Here is a 17860-nt window from a genome sequence, read left to right as displayed (position 1 = left end):
GCGTTGGTTTGCCTGATTTTAACAGAATCTCGATACGATGCGTTCGGTCATTCTAAGCACCTATGACATCCAGGGAGGGGCTGCCCGGGCCGCCTGGCGCTTGCACAAAGGCTTGCTGCATCTCGGCCACGAATCCGCGATGCTGACGAAGCATCGAAAGTCAGCCGAACCGGCGGTGTGTCAAGCCAACATTGAAGATAGCCCGGGGCATCGCGCGTATCTGGCGCAGTTGGACCAGGCGCGCAGGACCTTAATCGAGACAAACCGCACGGACATTTCCAACACTTACTTTTCTCTCCCCTACCCTGGCTACGATCTATCGGTCCACCCGCTAGTGCAAGAAGCCGACGTGCTGAACCTGCACTGGGTCTCCGAATTGCTCTCGCCGGAGACCATCGCGCGGCTGCATCAATTGGGCAAACCCACGGTCTGGACCCTCCACGACCAGCGCGCCTTCACAGGCGGCTGCCATTACTCGGCCGGTTGCGCCGCGTTTGAATCTTCCTGCGCCATTTGCCCTCAGCTTCGAGATAACAGCGCCCAACTCACGCAAAATGTCCTGGCCACTGCGCGCCGTTTGCTCCCTCGCAATCTGACCCTGGTTGCCCCAAGCCGGTGGATGGCCGAATGCGCCCGGCGCAGTTTCCTCTTTGGCCAGGCCCGGATCGAGCACATTCCCTACGGCATTGAAACCGATGTTTTTCTGCCCGAAGACAAAGCCAGGGCGCGGGAGGCCCTGGGCCTGGAGCCGCATGGGTTTTATTTTCTTTTTGGGGCCGACTCGTGTTTCGACAAACGCAAGGGATTCGAGCCCCTGCTCGCCAGCATCGCCCTGTGCCTGCAAAACCCCGCTTTCAAGGAAAAGGCTGCCGCAGGCCGTGTCCGGTTTATCTCCTTTGGCTATGCCTCCGAACAGTATCTCCAGACCGGACTGCCCATCAGGCCTTTGGGGCACTTTGATTCCGACCACAAACTGCGCTCTCTCTATTCGGCTGCGGACGTTTTTCTCCTGCCTTCGCTGGAAGACAATTTGCCCAACACAATCATTGAGGCGATGAGTTGCGGGACGGCGGTTATCGCCACGGATGCAGGCGGCATTCCCGAGTTAATCAGCCACGAGCGCACTGGGTTGCTTGTGCCGGTCAACCAGCCGCAACGCTATGCAGCGGCAATGCTTTTTGCATGCGAGCATCCCGAGCAGGTCAAAAACTGGCAACACAACGCATTGCGCCATGCCCAAGAGCATTTCCCTCTGGAGGTGCAGGCGCGCAAATATGTTCAGCTCTTCGAGGAATTGCTCTCGGGTTGGCCGCGCTCGCAGGGGCAGATGGCCCCTCCTGCATCCAGGATTTTGCCGGCTTTGGAGGATAGCGCGCGTCTGGTAAGTGAGGGGCTAATAAAGCCAAACGACCTCAACAACGGAATGGAACAACCAGAGCTGCACAAGGTTATTCCCGACCAGGCGCTGCTGCGGGGCAAACTGCTCTCCCCCTCGCACACCGAACTCGATCATGGCCCCTGGCCTTATGCCTGCCCGGACAACCGCCCGCTGCCGGCCACCTTGCCGGGCGGCAAAGCCTGGCCTCGCATCACTGTCGTCACCCCTTCATTCAACCAGGGCCGGTTTCTCGAAGAAACGCTGCTCTCCGTGCTGAACCAACACTATCCAAACCTGGAATATATCGTCATGGATGGGGGTTCGCCTGATGAATCCATTTCAATCCTTCAAAAGTACGGCGCGCGGTTGAGTTTCTGGGCCAGCGAAAAGGACCGCGGCCAATGCCATGCTATCAACAAAGGATTCGCCCGGGCGACAGGTGAGATTTTGACCTGGCTTAACAGCGACGACATGCTGGCCCCTGGCGCATTGGCGGCGGTCGCGTTGGGATTCCATCTTTCGGGCGCTGATATGGTGACGGGTATCTGCCAACTCCACCAGGACGGGACGGTGTTGAACCAGCATCTGACCAGTTGCGAGGATGGCCCGTTATCGGTGGAAGAATTACTGGATCAGGAACACTGCTGGGACGCCGGCCAGTTTTTTTACCAACCGGAGGTCTTCTTCACCCGCAACCTGTGGGAAAAAGCGGGAGGACACCTCGATGAATCGCTCTATTTCAGTCTTGATTACGAACTATGGCTGCGCTTTGCAAGTGCCGGGGCGCGTTTGAAGGTGCTTGGGGCGCCGCTGGCGCTCTACCGCGTTCACCAAGACCAGAAGACCTATCACACCGACCAGTACCGGCCTGAGTTGCGCAAGGTGCGGGAAGAATTTATGGCGGGCAAAGATTACAAATCAAAGGCAGCGTCGGCGTGCAAGGAAAAGCTCCGCGTGGTGCTGGTCAATGACCTGGGGTTTCGCTATGGCGCAGGGATAGCGCACAAGCGCCTGGCCCAGGCATTGATCAAAGCCGGCCACCAGGTGGCGCCGGTAGCCATTCGAGCGGACCCTTTGGAGCCGGATGCACCCTCTCACCATCTCGGGCCTAAACTGCTCCAAACCATTCGAGCGCAAAAGCCTGACGTGGTCCTCGTGGGCAATCTACACGCCGCTCGGTTGGACCCCGAGGTTCTGGCCAGGATTTCCGCCGAATGGCCGACGGTTTTCGTCCTCCATGACGGTTGGTTGCTGACAGGCCGGTGTGCCTACCCGGGCGCTTGCACGAAATACCTTATCGGCTGCGATCAGTCCTGTCCCACGCCCAATGAATACCCATCGCTTGCGCCTGAGCGAATCCATGATGCCTGGAAGGCCAAACGCGAGTTGATAAGCAATTCGGACGGGTTGGTTTTGGCCGCCAACAGCCGCTGGCTCCTTGGGATGGCTGACTCGGTATTCGCCCGAATCAGCGAGCTGGATGGTCCGGCAAAGAGCGTGAGGCGCTTGATTCGATACGGAGTGCCTTTCGATGTATTCAAGCCGCGCGACCAAAGGATGTGCCGCGAATTGCTAGGGCTGCCACAAGACAAGTTTGTTCTTCTCTTTTGTTGCACGAATGTGGCTGACGCGCGCAAAGGGGCCGCCCACCTGATCGAGGCTCTCCAACGACTGGCAATCCCGGACTTGCTGCCGGTCTGCATCGGGGTTGGTGGAAAGCAGTTGCAGGAGCGACTCCCAGAGATTTTGGCGCTGGGCTATGCCCATCAACCCCTTCAACAGGCTCTGCTCTATTCGGCAGCGGACCTGTTCGTGGCCCCCAGCCTCGAAGAGGCCTTTGGCCAGGTCTTCATCGAAGCAGCCGCTTGCGGCACCCCAAGCGTGGCCTATCCAGTGGGCGGGGTTCCCGAAGCTTTGGCCGACGGAGTCTCCGGGTGTCTCGCCGCCTCGGTCGCGCCTGAAGAGCTGGCCCGCACCATTTCCTCCTTGCACGCCCAACCGCAATTGCGTCGAGACCTGGCTGTCTGGGGCGAGCTTTACGTAAAAACCCATTTCTCGCTGGCTTCCTCCTATCACACCCTTTGGTTTGCCTTGCGCGATGCCTTGGCCGCCCGCGGCGCGCGGTTGGCGCCCAACATCACCTTTCAATCCCAAACCGATACGCCCATGCCAGAGGTGGATTACCTGCTCGATTCGGAGCACCTTTCAAAACAGGACACAGAAGCGCTTTCCATCGGAATGCAAGGGCGGTGCGGCTTGGGCGAGACCGAGAGCGCATTGGAAAAGCGCATTGAAGAGTATTACTCGAAGCGTCTCCAGGAGTACAGGCAAAAATCAGTGCCATGGGTCCTTCATCCCGGCGCCTGGCTCTCACGGATGAACCGTAATGAACTCAGGAAAAAAAGGCGCGGCCGCTAAGCCGCGGATTCTCACACTTCATGAGCCCTTCCGCGCCACCCCTAACTCCCCACTGGCCGCGAATTTCAATCGTTACCCCCTCGTTCAACCAGGGAACATTTCTCGAACAAACCATCCGCTCGGTCCTGGATCAGAATTACCCGGATTTGCAGTATGTGGTGGTGGACGGCGGCTCGACCGATGGCAGCGTCGAAATCATTCGGAAATATGCAGACCGCCTTCACTGGTGGGTTAGCGAACCTGATGCCGGCCAATATGATGCCATCAACAAAGGCTTTGGCCATACTACGGGTGACATTATGGCCTGGTTGAATGCAGATGATAAGTACCTGCCTTGGAGTTTTGGTGTCGTGGCCGATGTCATGGGTTCTCTCCCGCAAATCGAGTGGCTCACGTCGTTGTTTCACCTCTTTTGGAATGGCGACGGGCGGCCCATGCGCTGCGAATATCACCCGGGCTTTTCGAGCCGGCTCATTCTCAAAGGAGGCACGCTGCCCGGCTGCGGATGGGCCGCTTGGTCCTTTATTCAGCAGGAATCGACTTTTTGGCGCCGCTCGCTCTGGGAACGCGCTGGTGGACGGTTGGATAAAAACTGCAATCTGGCAGCCGATTACGACCTGTGGGTGCGTTTCGCCATAGAGGCGGAGCTTTTTTCCACTCCCATTCCGCTAGCTGGTTTCCGCCAGCATCCGGCGCAGAAAACCGCCCAAAAGATGGAGGAGTACCTGCGTCAGGCCCGCCACTGCCTCGAACGCCATGGCGGCAAACCCCCTTCGAGCCTCAAGGGCCTTTGGCTTAAGAATGCCGGCAAGGTCCTTCGGTACCTTCAGCGCCGGCATGCCTTTGCTACCGGCCAACAAGGTGTTGCTAATCGGGTTGTGTATCGCGCCGACCTCGGGAAATGGGAACTGCGAAAGTACTAACAACCACTAATCCGATGCTCAAACCAACGGCTTTCCTCAGGCCGCCAGAGCCTCGGTTAATTCGACTGCAGATTCCTTTACGTGAACCGCTTTAATGAACTCCGCCAGCCGTCCGGCTTGTTTTTCCCAGGTAAATTCAGACACGATCCGCTGCTGAATGGCCTCCCCGCGCCGATGCAATTCAGCCCTCGGCATGGAGACGATTTCAGCTAGCCGCTCTTGGAGACTCTCATTGAACTGGCGCGGGTCGAAATAAAAGGCCTCGGAGCCCAGCACTCCTTCCACCCCGGAAAGGCTAGAAGTCAGGATGGCGCGCCCGCTGAGCGCATAATCGAAAAGCTTGGAAGCAAAATTATTTTCATTGCCGTGGCTTGCAGGGCGGGGGTTCACCAGCACATCGCAACGGTGGCCAAACTCGATACACTCAGAGGGCGTGAGCAAGCCCAGAAACTTGAGCCGCGCATCCTGGCGGGCCAGGCTGGTCAATTCGGCGCTGGATTTGCCATAACCGCACAGTTCCAGCGTCGCGGGCAAATCCTGCGAAAGGAATGCCGAGATAAGCGGCTTGATGCCGGAGTGCGCGCCCAATGCCCCGAAATAGCCAAAACGTATAGGGCCGTTGTCCCCGTTAGACAGGCCGCGTTGGCACGGACGAAGGGCGCGCGAGGGCGTGCAAGCACCCGGCATCCAGAGGAACGGAATTTGCCTTCGACGGAAATAGTGTTCGGTGTCCCGGCTCAGGCCAACGCAGGCGTCGAAGTGCGGGATCATTTCCGAATCGGGAATGCACATCGGTTTGAGCCCGCGCCGGAGGCGCTTGAGCCGCGGCAGATGCTGGCCCAGATTCGCGCTGTCGAGCAACAGGAGCACCAGTTTGGGACAATCCGGCTGACGCCGCAACCACAGCAGAAACTGGTTATAAATAGGCGAGAGGTTGTACACCAGAATCGTCTCTGGCTGCCACCCGGCGGCGCGCCATCGGAGGTATTCCGCCTTCAGCCGGGCCAAAGAACGGAAGCGATGGAAAAGCTCGGGCGGCTTTTCGAGCAGGAGGACCTCGTGCGCAATGCCCGAATCCGGCTGCGCATCCTGCACAACAGGTGGAATGATCGGCAACACCCCTGCTGAGCGAATCTGAAAATGCCGGCGCAACTCGGAAATCATTTGCGTTTCCAAGGCGTGTCCGGCGGGGTTGCGTTCCGGGTAGAGACCCTGGACCCCCGGCGGAAAAGCAAAGCCCAGGTACAACAATCGAGACCCTGCATTCTCACCTGCTCTCATTGCGGTGAGCAAAGCTAATCACAAAGGCAGGGGAGCGCCAATGGGGTGGCAACCCCAGGGCGGGCTTTTGTTGCTTTACGACAAAAAGTTTGGAACTCACCTTGGAACTGACCTCATTGGCCCTGAGACTATCGCAAGAGATTATGTTCGGCTATCGAGACAGCCAGGAATACGTTCTGAACCCGACTTTTTCGAGATTCCCCTATGCTGCTCCAGCCCAGCGTCGCATAAAAAACATCCCTCGCCATCATGTAGCTTCGTTCGAGTCTGACGCGATTGGCTTCGCGCTCGGGTTTAATCTTGGAAGCGCACCCGCCCAGGCCGTTGAAAGCGATATTGCACAGAGTGGCCAGGTACGCAGCCCGGTACAGCATCTCCAACTCGGCAGCGCTCAGGACCGGACCCAGATTCAAGCTGATGGCAGCCCTGGCAAAATGCCGCTCGAAGGTCCTGTGCGGCGATTGGGCAAGCCGCTCAAGGAATTGCTGGCCGTCATCATTCATCGCAGAAAAACTCTAGAACCTAATCATCAGAAGCTTCTAACCCTCCCTTGCCAATTTCTTAGCCAATTTTTCCCAGGTCCGGCCTTTCTTTTTACAGGTTCGGGGTTATGTTGAACGCACCGGATGAGAGTCCCAGGTAGAAGAATTAAAATGGAGCATTTGTACATAAGAATTTGGAATCGATTTCTAAACACGGCAGACCACATCAGGAAGGGCAGGTGGAAAGAATTCACCCGTCAGGCCTTGATGGCTGTTTTGGTCGCTGGAGCCGGATTGACAGCCATGGCGTCAGAGTCATCAAAGGTTGAACAAGCGGGGGCACCCGCGGCGGCGGAAGAAGCTGGGCCGACCCTGCATCTGGACTACGGACGGGGAGCCGCCTGCGAGAATCCGTTGGGCAAGTTTATGTATTTTGTGCCACTGATCTCACCTCAACCAGTGTCGGTTGCCACGAATCCGTCCAACACTCAACAGGCGCGCGTCATTTCGGCCACACGCCGAATCAATGGCAATTCCCTGCAGGTGACCTGCGATTTTGAGTTCGTGGGCGCGGGTGTTTATCGGCATATTATTGATCATACTCAGGAAATCCTCCGCCATGAATCGGAGCTCAAGGCCGGTGGCGCGCTCGAACAGCAGCTCGGCTCGATAAATGTCGAGGGCTCTGGCAAGGGGACAATTGAAATCGAGGGAACAATTGCCAATCGGGTCCCGGTAATCACCGAGGTCCGGTTGCGCTTCAATGCCCACGGGCATCCCAGCCCGGTCACCATCGATCTCCACGATATCAAGTTTCAGGATGGGGTTTTTCGCAACCAAAACGACATGATCGCCCGTGTGAACACGCTCACCTTCCGCAGGAACCCGGGCGCGGCTAAAATGGAAATAACCGTCGCCTCGGTGAGTCGGAAGGATGCCTGCAACAGCCGCATGCAGAAGCTTCTCGGGTCCATTAAAGGCGCGGCGGCCAATCTCTTTATAAAACCGGTGGCGGTGGAACAGGCCGGATTTAACGCCATGCTGAATTTCGGCCAGGCCCTCGCTTTGGAGTCCCCGACCTTCACCTTTCCTCGCGCAACAAATCTCAAAGGCGATTTTGCGGCTCGATCTTAAACGCAAAGAATCGTGAGCTTCCTCGGCCCGTGCGCGCCCAAAACAAGGATGCGCTCGATGTCACTGGTGCGGCTGGGCCCGGTGATGAACGAGATGAAGCTGGGATAATTCCCGGCATATTTTTTCTTGATCAAAGCAAAGGCTTCAGGCAGGTCGCCCAGCAACTGCACCCGCCGGGCGAACACGACATGGTGGGGAGGCAATACAGATAAGGCCCTGCCGCCCGCGCTGCGGCTGGTCACCAATACGCTGCCTGTCTGGGCAACCAAAGCGTCGCATTCGCTCAGTCCAACACTGCAGGTTTCCAACTCCGCGATCTCGTAAGCCGCGTCTGTCCTGCAGACCGGCAAGCCAAGGGCATTGCAGGCAAAATCCGTCAACTCACCCTGATGAGCCGCGACTTTCTTCCAAGCTTCGCCATCGCGAAGCGCCAGGAGCAGACCTCTTAATTGGTCCAGTCCACTGACCAGATGAAAGCCAGCCTTTAACAGGGCGGCATTCTGCTCGAAGCGTGCCAGGCGCTCCTGGGGTGTAGCTCCCACCAGCGGCAACCACTGACGGGCATCTTCCGGCGCGGCGGGCGCCAGGGGCCCCTTCACAGCGGCATGGGCGTTGTGACCGGGAAGCGGGGCTGGCGTCGTGAGGGCCTCACGGATTCGCCCCAGGATGTTCTCGCGCTCGTTCAATTTGGTTCCTGTCGATTCTGGATTTGGCCGGCGGCTCTTTTGGCCCAGTATTCTTTAAAAGTCCGCGGCGCGAGCGGCGGCAGCTCGCGGGTGCGAGTCCATGCGCGAGCGGGGTCGAGCCGAGTCCCTTTAATCAACGGGTGCGCGTGCTGGAGGAAGCGGCCGGCTGTCTTGAGGCCTCGATAAAGCGCGGGCCGATTCATGACCATGGCGAAAAGTTTGAAAGCCATCTTCTCGAAAAGAGAGGGTTTCTGCCTGACGGCATTACGCCGGTTTTGGAGCAGGTGATGGTGCAAATCGATTTTAACCGGGCAAATCTCCGTGCAGGCGCCGCACAGCGAGCTGGCATACGACAGATGCTTCCAATCCTGAAGGCCGCGCAGGTGCGGGGTAATCACCGAACCGATCGGGCCTGAATAGGTGGTGCCGTAGGTGTGACCGCCCACGTTGCGGAATATGGGGCAGACATTGAGGCAGCCGCCGCACCGGATGCAATGCAGGGAATCCCGCTGCTCGGCATCGGCCAGGAGCTGGGTGCGGCGATTATCCAGTAGCACGACATGGAACTCTTCCGGGCCGTCCGGCTCCCCGGGTTGGCGCGGCCCGCCATAGAATGAATTGTAGCAGGTCAGGGCCTGGCCGGTGCCGATGGTCGCCAACATCGGCAGGAAGAGCGCCAGGTCCTCCAACCGGGGCAGAATCTTTTCTATCCCGAGCAGAGTCACCATCACTTTGGGCAATGCCGCAGTCAGCCTCGCATTGCCTTCATTTTCGGTAATTGAAATCATCCCGGTCTCGGCGATGGCGAAATTGGCTCCTGTCAATCCGATGTCGGCGGAGAGGTACTTCTGTCGCAAGACGCGCCGCGCGATAAGGGTAAGGTCCTCGGGATTCTGAGTCGGTGCGCTGCCCAGCTCTTGCGTAAAGAGCTGGCTGATGTCCCCTCGTGTGAGGTGCATGGCCGGAAAGACGATGTGATAAGGCGTTTCCTTTCGGAGCTGAACGATGAACTCACCCAGGTCAGACTCGACGACCTCAAAGCCTTCTTCCTCGAGCGCCTTGTTGAGATGAATCTCCTCGGAGGTCATCGCCTTGGATTTGATAATCGAGCGCGCCTTTTTCTGGCGGATGATTTCCAGGATGATGTCCCGCGCCTGCTCGCCGGTGCTGGCCCAATGGACGCGGGCGCCGCGCGATTCAAGATTGCGGGAAAACTCGATGAGATATTTGTCCAGGTGATTGATTGCCTCCCACTTTGTCTCCGCCGCAGCCTGGCGGGCTGCCGCCCAATCCTGAAATGCCGCTTTGGTTTTATCGCGGGCGGTTTCGTAGTTGAGCAGGGCCGACTGGATGAGGTCACGGTGGCGTAGGTCGGCGGTGAGCCGGCGGGCCTGGGTTTTGAACTGACGGACCAGTGCCTTCATGATTGAGCCAGAATCTCCGCCAGGTGAATCGTCTTCATCCGGCTGCCCTGGCGGTCCAGCAATCCCTGGATATGCATCAGGCAACTGGAATCACTCGACACAATATAGTCCGCCCCCGTCGCGTGGGCCTGAGCGCATTTCACCTCGCCCATTGCCGTCGAGATCATGGGGAATTTTGTGGCAAAGGTGCCTCCAAACCCGCAACAGACCTTCTCCGCCATCTCGACGAGTTCTAGCCCGCGCACGTGCGCCAGAAGCTGGCGCGCCTGGGTGCTGATCCTCAGCTCACGCAACCCGTGGCAGCCATCATGAAAAGTCACCTTCGCCGGGAACCGCGCTCCCAGGTCGCTCACCCCCAGACGCGATACAAGGAATTCAGAGAACTCATAGCACTTCTCGGCCAAAGCCCGCGAGGCGCGTTCGTACTGGGTTTTGACAAAAAGCTCCGGGTAAAACACGCGCAGCATCGCCCCACAGGAACCAGAGCCAATCACTACGGCCTCGGCGTTTTCCAGGCGCTCCAGCACCCTGCTGGCCACCGCGCGCGCTTCTTCCCAATAGCCCGAGTTATAGGCGGGTTGCCCGCAGCAGGCCAATTCTTCAGGGCACTCCACTGTATGTCCCAACGCTTCCAGGATATGGACCATGCTGATGCCGACCTTGGGGAACATCAAATCGACAAAACAAGGAACGAATAAAGTGACTTTCATGCGGGCGCTGCGTTTGGGCGAGCGGTTTGGGCGCGTTGTGTCGTTCGACTGATTGGATGTCCTTGGTTTTTGGGTTCGTTGGTGGCTGCTCGCGAAGCGCAAATGACAGTGTTTCCTGTTTCGGTTCTGCGGCAGCCGCTGCCACCGCCTCGGAAAGGGCCTGGCAAAATTCTGCGGAATTGCGCGGATCGCGCCATGGCTGGGCGCCGCGTTGCAGTAGCGCCGCATTGCCCTTGCCGGTGTTGGCTCCTTCGCGGACAAACAGCGGAACCAGGCGAAATCGCTCCAACTGCTCGATGGCGCCCGCCCAAGTTCCACCCTTTTTTAAAATCCGAGGTGATTACCAGGGCGGAGGCCAGCGCCAGCGGAAACACTGGTCCACTGCCCTGAGTTGTTAACAGATACGCGGCGACTGTCATCGTCCATCTGGAATCCACCATATCATCAACGAGCAGCACAGGGCCAGTAGAGATCGTTCCCAGAATCTTCAGTGAGCCATCGACGTTGCGTGCCTGCTGGCTGCTATTGGCCATGGTTTTCTGTGCAGGCCGGTCATCGGTTCTTTGCAACACCTCTTGGAATGGAAGGTTCAGAGAGGCGGCGAGGCGGCGGGCGAAATTGGGCACGAGGTTTGGGTGGCGGCGCGAGGGGATGCAGCGCGGAAGAGCGCGCATGATGCGTTCGATAAACCGATAATGCGGGCGAAAATCATGACCCCAATCCGAAATGCAATGAACCTCATCAACTACCAACAAGGCAATGCTCCCGGCAATGGGAGCCAAAACGCGGCTGCCAAAATATTCGTTTGCCAATCGCTCGGGAGAGATGAGTAGAATGTCCACCTCGTTCTGAGCCAAAGCCGTCTCGACCGCTATCCATTCGTCCCGGTTCTCGGAATGAATCGTCAGAGCTCTAACTCCCATGCCTGTTGCGGCCGCAATCTGGTTGCGCATCAGAGCCAGGAGAGGCGAAATTAAAATCGTCGTGCCAAGGCGCTGCTCGCGCAGCAGTTTCGTGGCAATGAAATAAACAAAGCTCTTTCCCCAACCGGTCTTCTGTACCACAAGCAATCGACCCTGTGCATCCGCAACATGACGGATCGCATCCTCCTGCCCATTGCGCAACACGCTAGCCTCGTTCTGCGTCCCGAGCCGAAGCAGTTCAAGAGCGCGTATTGGGTTGTACGACATGGCGAATAGGGTTAGACCTGTTTCGGACCCTCTCATTGGCGCGACATGTGCCGGCTAAATTGAGTGACATTAACAGGATGAACTTGTAAGAACAAGGGTTTACTTCCGTATGCGCAAAAGACTCAATCGGGCCACACCGGGCCGATACTTGCGGAGGACCCTTTATCCGCGGCGTTTGGACCGCTATATTCGGTGATGCAGCCTAAGGCCCATTTGCGGTTGTTGGGGTGGTATAGCTGGCTCGCCAAATGGTTTCGGCCGAGCGAGGCGTCGGCTACTTTACTGTGGGCGGGGCTGGCCGGGTGTATTGGAGGATTGGGAGCGATTGCTTTCCGCGCGACCATCCAGGGCATCCTTTGGGGCTGGACCCGCCACACCGGCAGTTTCGAACAAGTGGCGGGCCAATTGGCCTGGTGGCAGCGGTTCTTGATTCCGGCCGGAGGCGGTCTGCTGGCCGGCTTGACATTGCATTTTGGGCAGCGCCTGGGGCGAGGTCATCGCTCGACCGATTACATGGAAGCGATCGCGCTGCGCCGGGGAACCATCAGCGTCCGCCAAGGGCTGACCAAACTGGTTTCATCGCTGATGACGATTGGGTCGGGCGGGTCGATTGGCCGCGAAGGCGCCATGGTTCAGCTCTCCGCCACGCTGGCTTCCTGGCTGGGCCTGCGGGGCCGTCTCTCGACGCCGCGGTTGCGGTTGGTGGTGGCCTGTGGGGCAGCCGGAGGCATCGCTGCGGTTTACAACGTCACCATCGCCGCGGCATTGTTCGTGGCAGAAATCGTTCTGGGCTCGATTGCGATGGAGAGTTTGGGGCCGCTTCTGGTGGCGGCGGTGGCCAGTTCGCTCATCAGTCGGTATGTGGGTGGGGCGCAGGCCTATTTTACTACCCCGCCTTTCCAGTTAGGGTCGCCTTGGGAATTGATTCCCTGTTTCGCGATGGCGGTGGTGCTGGGGATTGCCGCGCCCGGTTACGTTCGGTTGCTGCGAAAGAGCGAAGATTGGCTCACGGCGCTGGTGCCGCAGGTTTATTGGCGCATGGCCTTGGGGGGCCTGATGGTCGGGGCCTTGGCCATTGTTTTCCCGGAGGTCTGGGGCAATGGGCGGACGATGGTGAACCTGGCGCTGCAAAGCCCCTGGCCCTGGACCATCCTGGCGGCAATCCTGGCCTGCAAAGTGCTCGCCACGGCCATTACTACTGGCTCCGGCGCAGTGGGCGGTGTTTTTACGCCCACGATGTTCACTGGGGCGATGCTGGGCTGCTTGCTGGGCCACGCCATTGCAGCCTGGTGGCCGGGCCGCACGGCCGGGGCGCAGGCCTACGCGCTGGTAGGCATGGGCGGTTTTCTGGCCGCTACTACTCGCGCCCCGCTCATGTCGATGTTGATGCTCCTGGAAATGACCCTCGATTACGGCGTCGTGCTCCCGCTGATGCTGGTTTGTGTGGTCGCTTATTATACCGCCCGCTGGCTCCAGAGCGATTCCATCTATTCCGAATCGTTGCGGCGCAAGCAGATGCAAACCACCCCGGCGGACATCTCGGCCCTGCGGGTGCGTGATCTGATTAAACCGCCCCAGGTTAAAGTCTTAGAGAACGCGGCCTTTGGCGAGGTCGTGCGGTTATTCGCCAATCATCCGTACCGGCACATGCCTGTTGTCACGCTCCAGAACGAGTTGCGAGGAATCATCGACTTGAGCGAGGTCGAGACCCTGTTGCAAAAGCGCCAGCACAGCGAATGGATTACAGCGGCCGACCTGATGCGCACCCGCATCCAGATGGTGACTCCAGGGGACACCCTGCACGAGGCTCTGGAGCAATTCCGCCATTTTCGCGGTGAGCGCCTTCCGGTGATCAATAACCTGCATGAACGGATGCTGCTTGGGTATGTATCCAAAACCGACCTGCTGCTGACGATGGCTCATGGCTTAAGCGGGGGCCAGCATTGAGGCTCACTTTTTGCTGTTGGCGCACCAGGGCGGCTACTGCCCGCAGGGAGTCATTCTTATCGCTCCGTTCAGTGTGTACGACAACCAGCAACTTGTTCCGGTGAGAATGCCCATCTATAACGCAGGCCGTTGGCCTGCAAACCATCACTTCCCAGGGCGTTGCCCGGGCATTGCCCTGGGCATTGCCCTGGACTGGTATGAGCGACGCCGTTGGCGTCGGCGGCTCTGGCACACGCGCGGACCAACCGATCTGCGCCAGATCGAGGTCCTCACTTCTTCTGCTTCTCGCGTATGATCTCGAAATTGTGTTCGAAGAACTTCCCGTTTCGTTCATAAGTGAACCGAAAACGGGCGGCCCCTTTTTTCCAAACCCAGTCGTAAGCCGTATAGACGGTGTAATAAGAGATGGGCGGCGGTCCCCAAAAACCTTCGGCATAGTAGGGACCCCAAAGCGGGTCGTACCAGCCCAGGCCCCAACCCGGCCCCCAACCCCACCCGGGGCCCCAGGCATACCAAGCCGGATAAGGGGAGCTGGCCGGCATGGGGGGCATCAGCATACCGGTAAAGCTATGCGGGCCAATCATCCGCCCGCGGATGGGATGCGACTCGCCTCGAGTATCCACCACATAACTGCGGTTGCCCACTAATGTCATGCGATCGCCGGTCGGATTAAAAATGCGTATGGCAAGGCGATTGTGGAACCGGCGAAGGTGATATTCCAGCGGGTCATAATGCACCAGGACGGGCTGCTTCGAAATCACCGCCGGGACATTGGGTGGCTGAATGACGCGATAATTGTAGGTAGCGCAGCCGCTGACGCAAAGAGCGACAAGCGCAAGAAGATGCAGTTTCATACTGTTTCCTTTGAACCCCTGCCCGCTCGAGAAATGTCATCTCATCTTATCATGCTACAGGGGCGATATCAAATGGGGTATTAGCCCTTATCCCTTATCGTAATGCCTCAGTGACTACGGGGCTGCCGGCTGAAGCCGGCGTTCCGGACGCGCGGAACGCCGCCTTTAGGCGGCAGCGCCCGCCGTCACTAACCGGTTACCCCTTATCGCTTTTTTCTTAATTCTTCACCCCATTGGTTGCCCTCTTAATTGTGGTTTTACTCTCACGGTTTTAATGCTAAATGATACAGGACAAGTCGGCTTTGCTGGAGAGTGGGCGAGTGGCGGAATGGCAGACGCGCGTGGCTTAGGACCACGTGGGGTAACCCTTGCAGGTTCAAGTCCTGTCTCGCCCACCAGTCAAAAAAGAGAAGCGGATTCAACCAGACTTAAAGAAATCAAGAACTCAAGAACGCCAGAATCGGTTTGACCCTCTTCGGGCTCGTCTGTACATTGCGCTTCCTTCTGGAATCCCGACACGTTTGGGATTAGCTGGCGGACCGCGCCGGGAGGCCAGGGCGGTCCCAAAGCGCTTTGCGTTCCAGAGTAGCTCAATGGTAGAGCAGCCGGCTGTTAACCGGCGGGTTGCAGGTTCGAGCCCTGCCTCTGGAGCCATTTGTTCCCCAAATTCGAACTTCTTGGAGTTACAGATCCAGGCCGCGGTCCGGATATCAAATGGCTTCGGCGAAACAGAATCGCCGGATGAGCTGTGCGGTTCCTCTTCCCGCTCGTTTGCAAGCGACAATGTTTGAAGTGGCAGGAAAGCTCGAGTCATGCCCGAAGGTCAATTCGAGTCCGAACTCTTAGTTCAGCTTCGTTGGGGGAGCGCTTGCGGTGGAATAATCTATGTGCCAGTCCGAATCGAAAGGATCTCCTCGTTCCCAGGACCAAGCATTTTTCTTGAGGGCGTTGGATTAAATCATACCAAAAACCCATTTGCAGCTTTTTGGTCTTGCTGAACGAAATGCAACAGGCAAATCACAATGCATCGGCGGCTCTCATTTTTTACAAGCTGCTCTATGTAAATCAATTAAGTCATTCTGCCCACAGCCTCCAAATGGATGGCACAACGTTTGCATAAGGCTGCGCCAATGGGATGCGCCGATTTCCGCCGGCTCATCCCAAAACAAACGAATAAAACCCAGCACTATTACCCCGAGCATGAAAAAAATCGAAGCGATTATCAAACCATTCAAATTGGAGGAGGTGAAGGATGCCCTTGGTGAGATCGGCATTGAAGGAATGACCGTAACCGAGGTGAAAGGCTTTGGCCGCCAAAAAGGCCATACCGAAATCTATCGCGGCAGTGAATACACAGTCGATTTCCTGCCGAAGATAAAAGTGGAACTGGTCCTTGCGGACGAGAAACTGGAGGAAGCCGTGGCTGCAATCGTGAAAGCGGCGAAGACCGGCAAGATTGGAGATGGGAAGGTCTTCGTCTCTTCGATTGAGGAGGCTGTTCGCATTCGGACTGAGGAGAAGGGAGTCGCTGCCGTCTAAAGAACTACCAAATAAAAATAGAGAACCCAATGAGAAAGCTAATCCTTTTGACAGGTCTGCTTACAGCGCAATTTTTATGTGACGTGCCCGCTTTCGCGCAAGACGCCGCGCCCAAGCGCGCCGAGCCGACTCTCGAACAACGGGTATCGGACTTGGAGGCCTATATCAACAACGGGGCGCGGTTGGCGGATGTCACCAACAATGTCTCCTCGAAGCTGGGGGATTACAACGTAAAGTCCAACACCTTCACGCCAAAACCCGGCCCAGGCGCAAACGCTTGGCAAATGACCTCCGCTGCGCTGGTCTTATTCATGACGCTGCCCGGCCTGGCATTGTTTTACGGGGGATTGGTCCGGCACAAGAATGTCCTCTCCGTCATGGCGCAATGTTTGTTCATTGCCGGACTGGTCACGATTCTGTGGTTTGTCTGCGGCTACAGCCTTGTTTTTCATAAGGGCACCTCTTTTCTCGGCGGCCTCGGATACGCCTTCTTGAAGGGCGTCGATTCGAGCCCCAACCCGGATTATTCGTTTTGGGTCTCGCAGAACGTCTTTTCGATGTACCAGCTTATGTTCGCAATCATCACTCCGGCGCTGATCATTGGCGCTATTGCCGAACGGGTGAAGTTCTCCGCGATTTGCCTCTTCATGACCCTGTGGATGTTCATCGTTTATTTTCCTCAGGCCCACATGGTCTGGGGCGCGGATGGCTTGATGAACGGCGTGTTCAATCCCTATGCGAAAATCAAAGCCATCGATTTCGCCGGGGGCACGGTTGTCCACATGACCTCCGGCTGGTCGGCGCTCATCCTCTGCCTGATTGTGGGCAAGCGCCTGGGCTTTGGCAGAGAGCCCATGCCGCCCCATAGCATGGTCCTGTGCATGGTGGGCACCGGCATGCTCTGGATGGGCTGGTATGGCTTCAATGCCGGCAGTGCCGTGGGCGCCGATGTCATCGCCGCCAACGCTTTCACAACCACTACCCTCGCAACCGCCGTCGCCTCCTTCGTTTGGCCCATGTTCGAGTGGCTCGTCCGCGGCAAGCCCAGTGTCCTGGGTTTCTGCTCCGGCGCCGTTGCCGGCCTGGTCGTTATCACTCCCGCCTGCGGTTTCGTCACCCCTAACGGAGCGGTGATTATCGGCATCGCAGCGGGACTGATCCCCTGGTTCTTCTGCTACAAAGTCAAAAACTGGTTTGGTTATGACGATGCGCTCGATACGTTCGGCGTTCACGCCATCGGCGGCACGCTGGGCGCCTTGCTCACAGGAATTTTGGCCAGAAACGCCGCCAACCCAAACCTGGCCGCCAACCTGAAGGATTACGTGACCGATTCCCCGGCGCAACGGCTGGTTATCGAGCAACTCAAGGCCATCGGCGTCACCCTCTTCCTCGCTATAGTCGGCACCACCATCATCGCTTCCATTGTCAAAGCTGTGCTCGGCTTGCGGCCTTCCGCCGAAGTCGAGGTAGCCGGATTGGACCTTAATGAACATGGCGAAGAGGCCTACCACAGTGAAGGACAATTATGATATTTCGCCTGCGCCAAACCGCCTTGCAGCCGGCTGCTGCGTCCGGTGCGGCGCCGGGCGACCTAACCGAAACGAACCGAAACTGAATCCAAAACAGAAACCATATAATGAGCACACCTAAGAGCGTACTTGAATTAGCCAAGAAAACCGGCGCCAAGATGATCGACATTAAGTTCGTCGATACTTTTGGCACCTGGCAGCATTTCAGTTGTCCCATCCGAGAGCTGACCGAGGAGATTTTCAGCGAGGGTTTGGGCTTTGACGGCTCGAGCATCCGGGGCTGGAAAAGCATCGAGGCCTCCGACATGCTCGCCATGCCCGACCCCGACACCGCCTTTATCGACCCGTTCATGGTCGAGCCCACC

14 protein-coding genes, 2 tRNA genes and 1 pseudogene are annotated in these 17860 nt (G+C 57.8%); 10 read left to right on the top strand and 7 right to left on the bottom strand.

Translation table 11 applies throughout. The annotated features are described in order from the left end of the window. The first annotated feature begins 37 nt into the window (after positions 1-37). Both VG146_23160 and VG146_23155 read left to right on the top strand, forming a co-directional pair. Positions 38-3796 (top strand): glycosyltransferase, encoded by a 3759-nt coding sequence (locus VG146_23160; GenBank protein ID HEV2395259.1) that lies wholly within the window; start codon positions 38-40, stop codon positions 3794-3796. Between the two features lie 20 nt (positions 3797-3816). After that, the gene (locus VG146_23155) at positions 3817-4719 is read left to right on the top strand and encodes a glycosyltransferase family 2 protein (protein HEV2395258.1); all 903 of its coding nucleotides are present in this window, start codon (positions 3817-3819) and stop codon (positions 4717-4719) included. Between the two features lie 36 nt (positions 4720-4755). Here the strand turns inward: VG146_23155 and VG146_23150 are convergent, their stop codons facing one another. Together VG146_23150 and VG146_23145 are read right to left on the bottom strand one after the other, a co-directional pair. After that, positions 4756-6000 (bottom strand): glycosyltransferase, encoded by a 1245-nt coding sequence (locus VG146_23150; protein HEV2395257.1) that lies wholly within the window; start codon positions 5998-6000, stop codon positions 4756-4758. Positions 6001-6128: 128 nt separating this feature from the next. Beyond that, positions 6129-6503 (bottom strand): hypothetical protein, encoded by a 375-nt coding sequence (locus tag VG146_23145; protein HEV2395256.1) that lies wholly within the window; start codon positions 6501-6503, stop codon positions 6129-6131. 414 nt (positions 6504-6917) lie between these two features. On the opposite strand from VG146_23145, the gene VG146_23140 reads away from it, so the two are divergent. Further along, complete coding sequence (locus tag VG146_23140; protein HEV2395255.1) at positions 6918-7616, top strand: hypothetical protein; 699 nt, start codon at positions 6918-6920, stop codon at positions 7614-7616. Here the strand turns inward: VG146_23140 and VG146_23135 are convergent. From VG146_23135 to VG146_23120, 4 genes and pseudogenes are all read right to left on the bottom strand, one after another. Then, positions 7613-8302: an LUD domain-containing protein gene (locus VG146_23135; GenBank protein ID HEV2395254.1), complete on the bottom strand. Its 690-nt coding sequence runs from the start codon at positions 8300-8302 to the stop codon at positions 7613-7615. The two genes, VG146_23140 and VG146_23135, sit on opposite strands and share 4 nt — an antisense overlap. Then, complete coding sequence (locus tag VG146_23130) at positions 8299-9726, bottom strand: LutB/LldF family L-lactate oxidation iron-sulfur protein (protein HEV2395253.1); 1428 nt, start codon at positions 9724-9726, stop codon at positions 8299-8301. The genes VG146_23135 and VG146_23130 overlap by 4 nt, the downstream gene beginning before the upstream one ends. Beyond that, entirely contained in the window at positions 9723-10436 is a 714-nt protein-coding gene (locus tag VG146_23125; GenBank protein HEV2395252.1) for a (Fe-S)-binding protein, read from the bottom strand. The genes VG146_23130 and VG146_23125 overlap by 4 nt, the downstream gene beginning before the upstream one ends. Before the next feature lie 659 nt (positions 10437-11095). Continuing rightward, positions 11096-11626 (bottom strand): annotated as a pseudogene (locus tag VG146_23120) (DEAD/DEAH box helicase). Between the two features lie 195 nt (positions 11627-11821). On the opposite strand from VG146_23120, the gene VG146_23115 reads away from it, so the two are divergent. Together VG146_23115 and VG146_23110 are read left to right on the top strand one after the other, a co-directional pair. Further along, positions 11822-13573 carry a ClcB-like voltage-gated chloride channel protein gene (locus VG146_23115; protein ID HEV2395251.1) on the top strand — a complete coding sequence of 584 codons (1752 nt, stop codon included), beginning with the start codon at positions 11822-11824 and terminating at the stop codon, positions 13571-13573. Between the two features lie 10 nt (positions 13574-13583). Then, positions 13584-13868 (top strand): hypothetical protein, encoded by a 285-nt coding sequence (locus VG146_23110; GenBank protein ID HEV2395250.1) that lies wholly within the window; start codon positions 13584-13586, stop codon positions 13866-13868. On the opposite strand, the gene VG146_23105 is transcribed toward VG146_23110, so the two are convergent. Continuing rightward, complete coding sequence (locus VG146_23105; protein HEV2395249.1) at positions 13843-14427, bottom strand: hypothetical protein; 585 nt, start codon at positions 14425-14427, stop codon at positions 13843-13845. The genes VG146_23110 and VG146_23105 overlap by 26 nt on opposite strands. Before the next feature lie 314 nt (positions 14428-14741). Between VG146_23105 and VG146_23100 the strand changes: the two genes are divergently transcribed. From VG146_23100 to VG146_23080, 5 genes are all read left to right on the top strand, one after another. After that, positions 14742-14825, top strand: a tRNA-Leu gene (locus VG146_23100). 181 nt (positions 14826-15006) lie between these two features. Further along, positions 15007-15081: transfer RNA gene (locus VG146_23095), tRNA-Asn, on the top strand. A gap of 546 nt (positions 15082-15627) precedes the next feature. After that, on the top strand, positions 15628-15966 hold the full coding sequence (locus tag VG146_23090; GenBank protein HEV2395248.1) for a P-II family nitrogen regulator: 339 nt from the start codon (positions 15628-15630) through the stop codon (positions 15964-15966). 29 nt (positions 15967-15995) lie between these two features. Next, positions 15996-17495: an ammonium transporter gene (locus VG146_23085; protein ID HEV2395247.1), complete on the top strand. Its 1500-nt coding sequence runs from the start codon at positions 15996-15998 to the stop codon at positions 17493-17495. A gap of 107 nt (positions 17496-17602) precedes the next feature. Further along, positions 17603-17860 (top strand): glutamine synthetase (locus tag VG146_23080; protein HEV2395246.1); only part of this gene is annotated, 258 nt, incomplete at its 3' end.

The organism is Verrucomicrobiia bacterium (assembly GCA_035946615.1).
In the GTDB taxonomy this organism is placed as follows: Bacteria; Verrucomicrobiota; Verrucomicrobiia; order Limisphaerales; family UBA8199; genus DASYZB01.
This window is presented reverse-complemented; position numbering and strand designations above follow the sequence as displayed.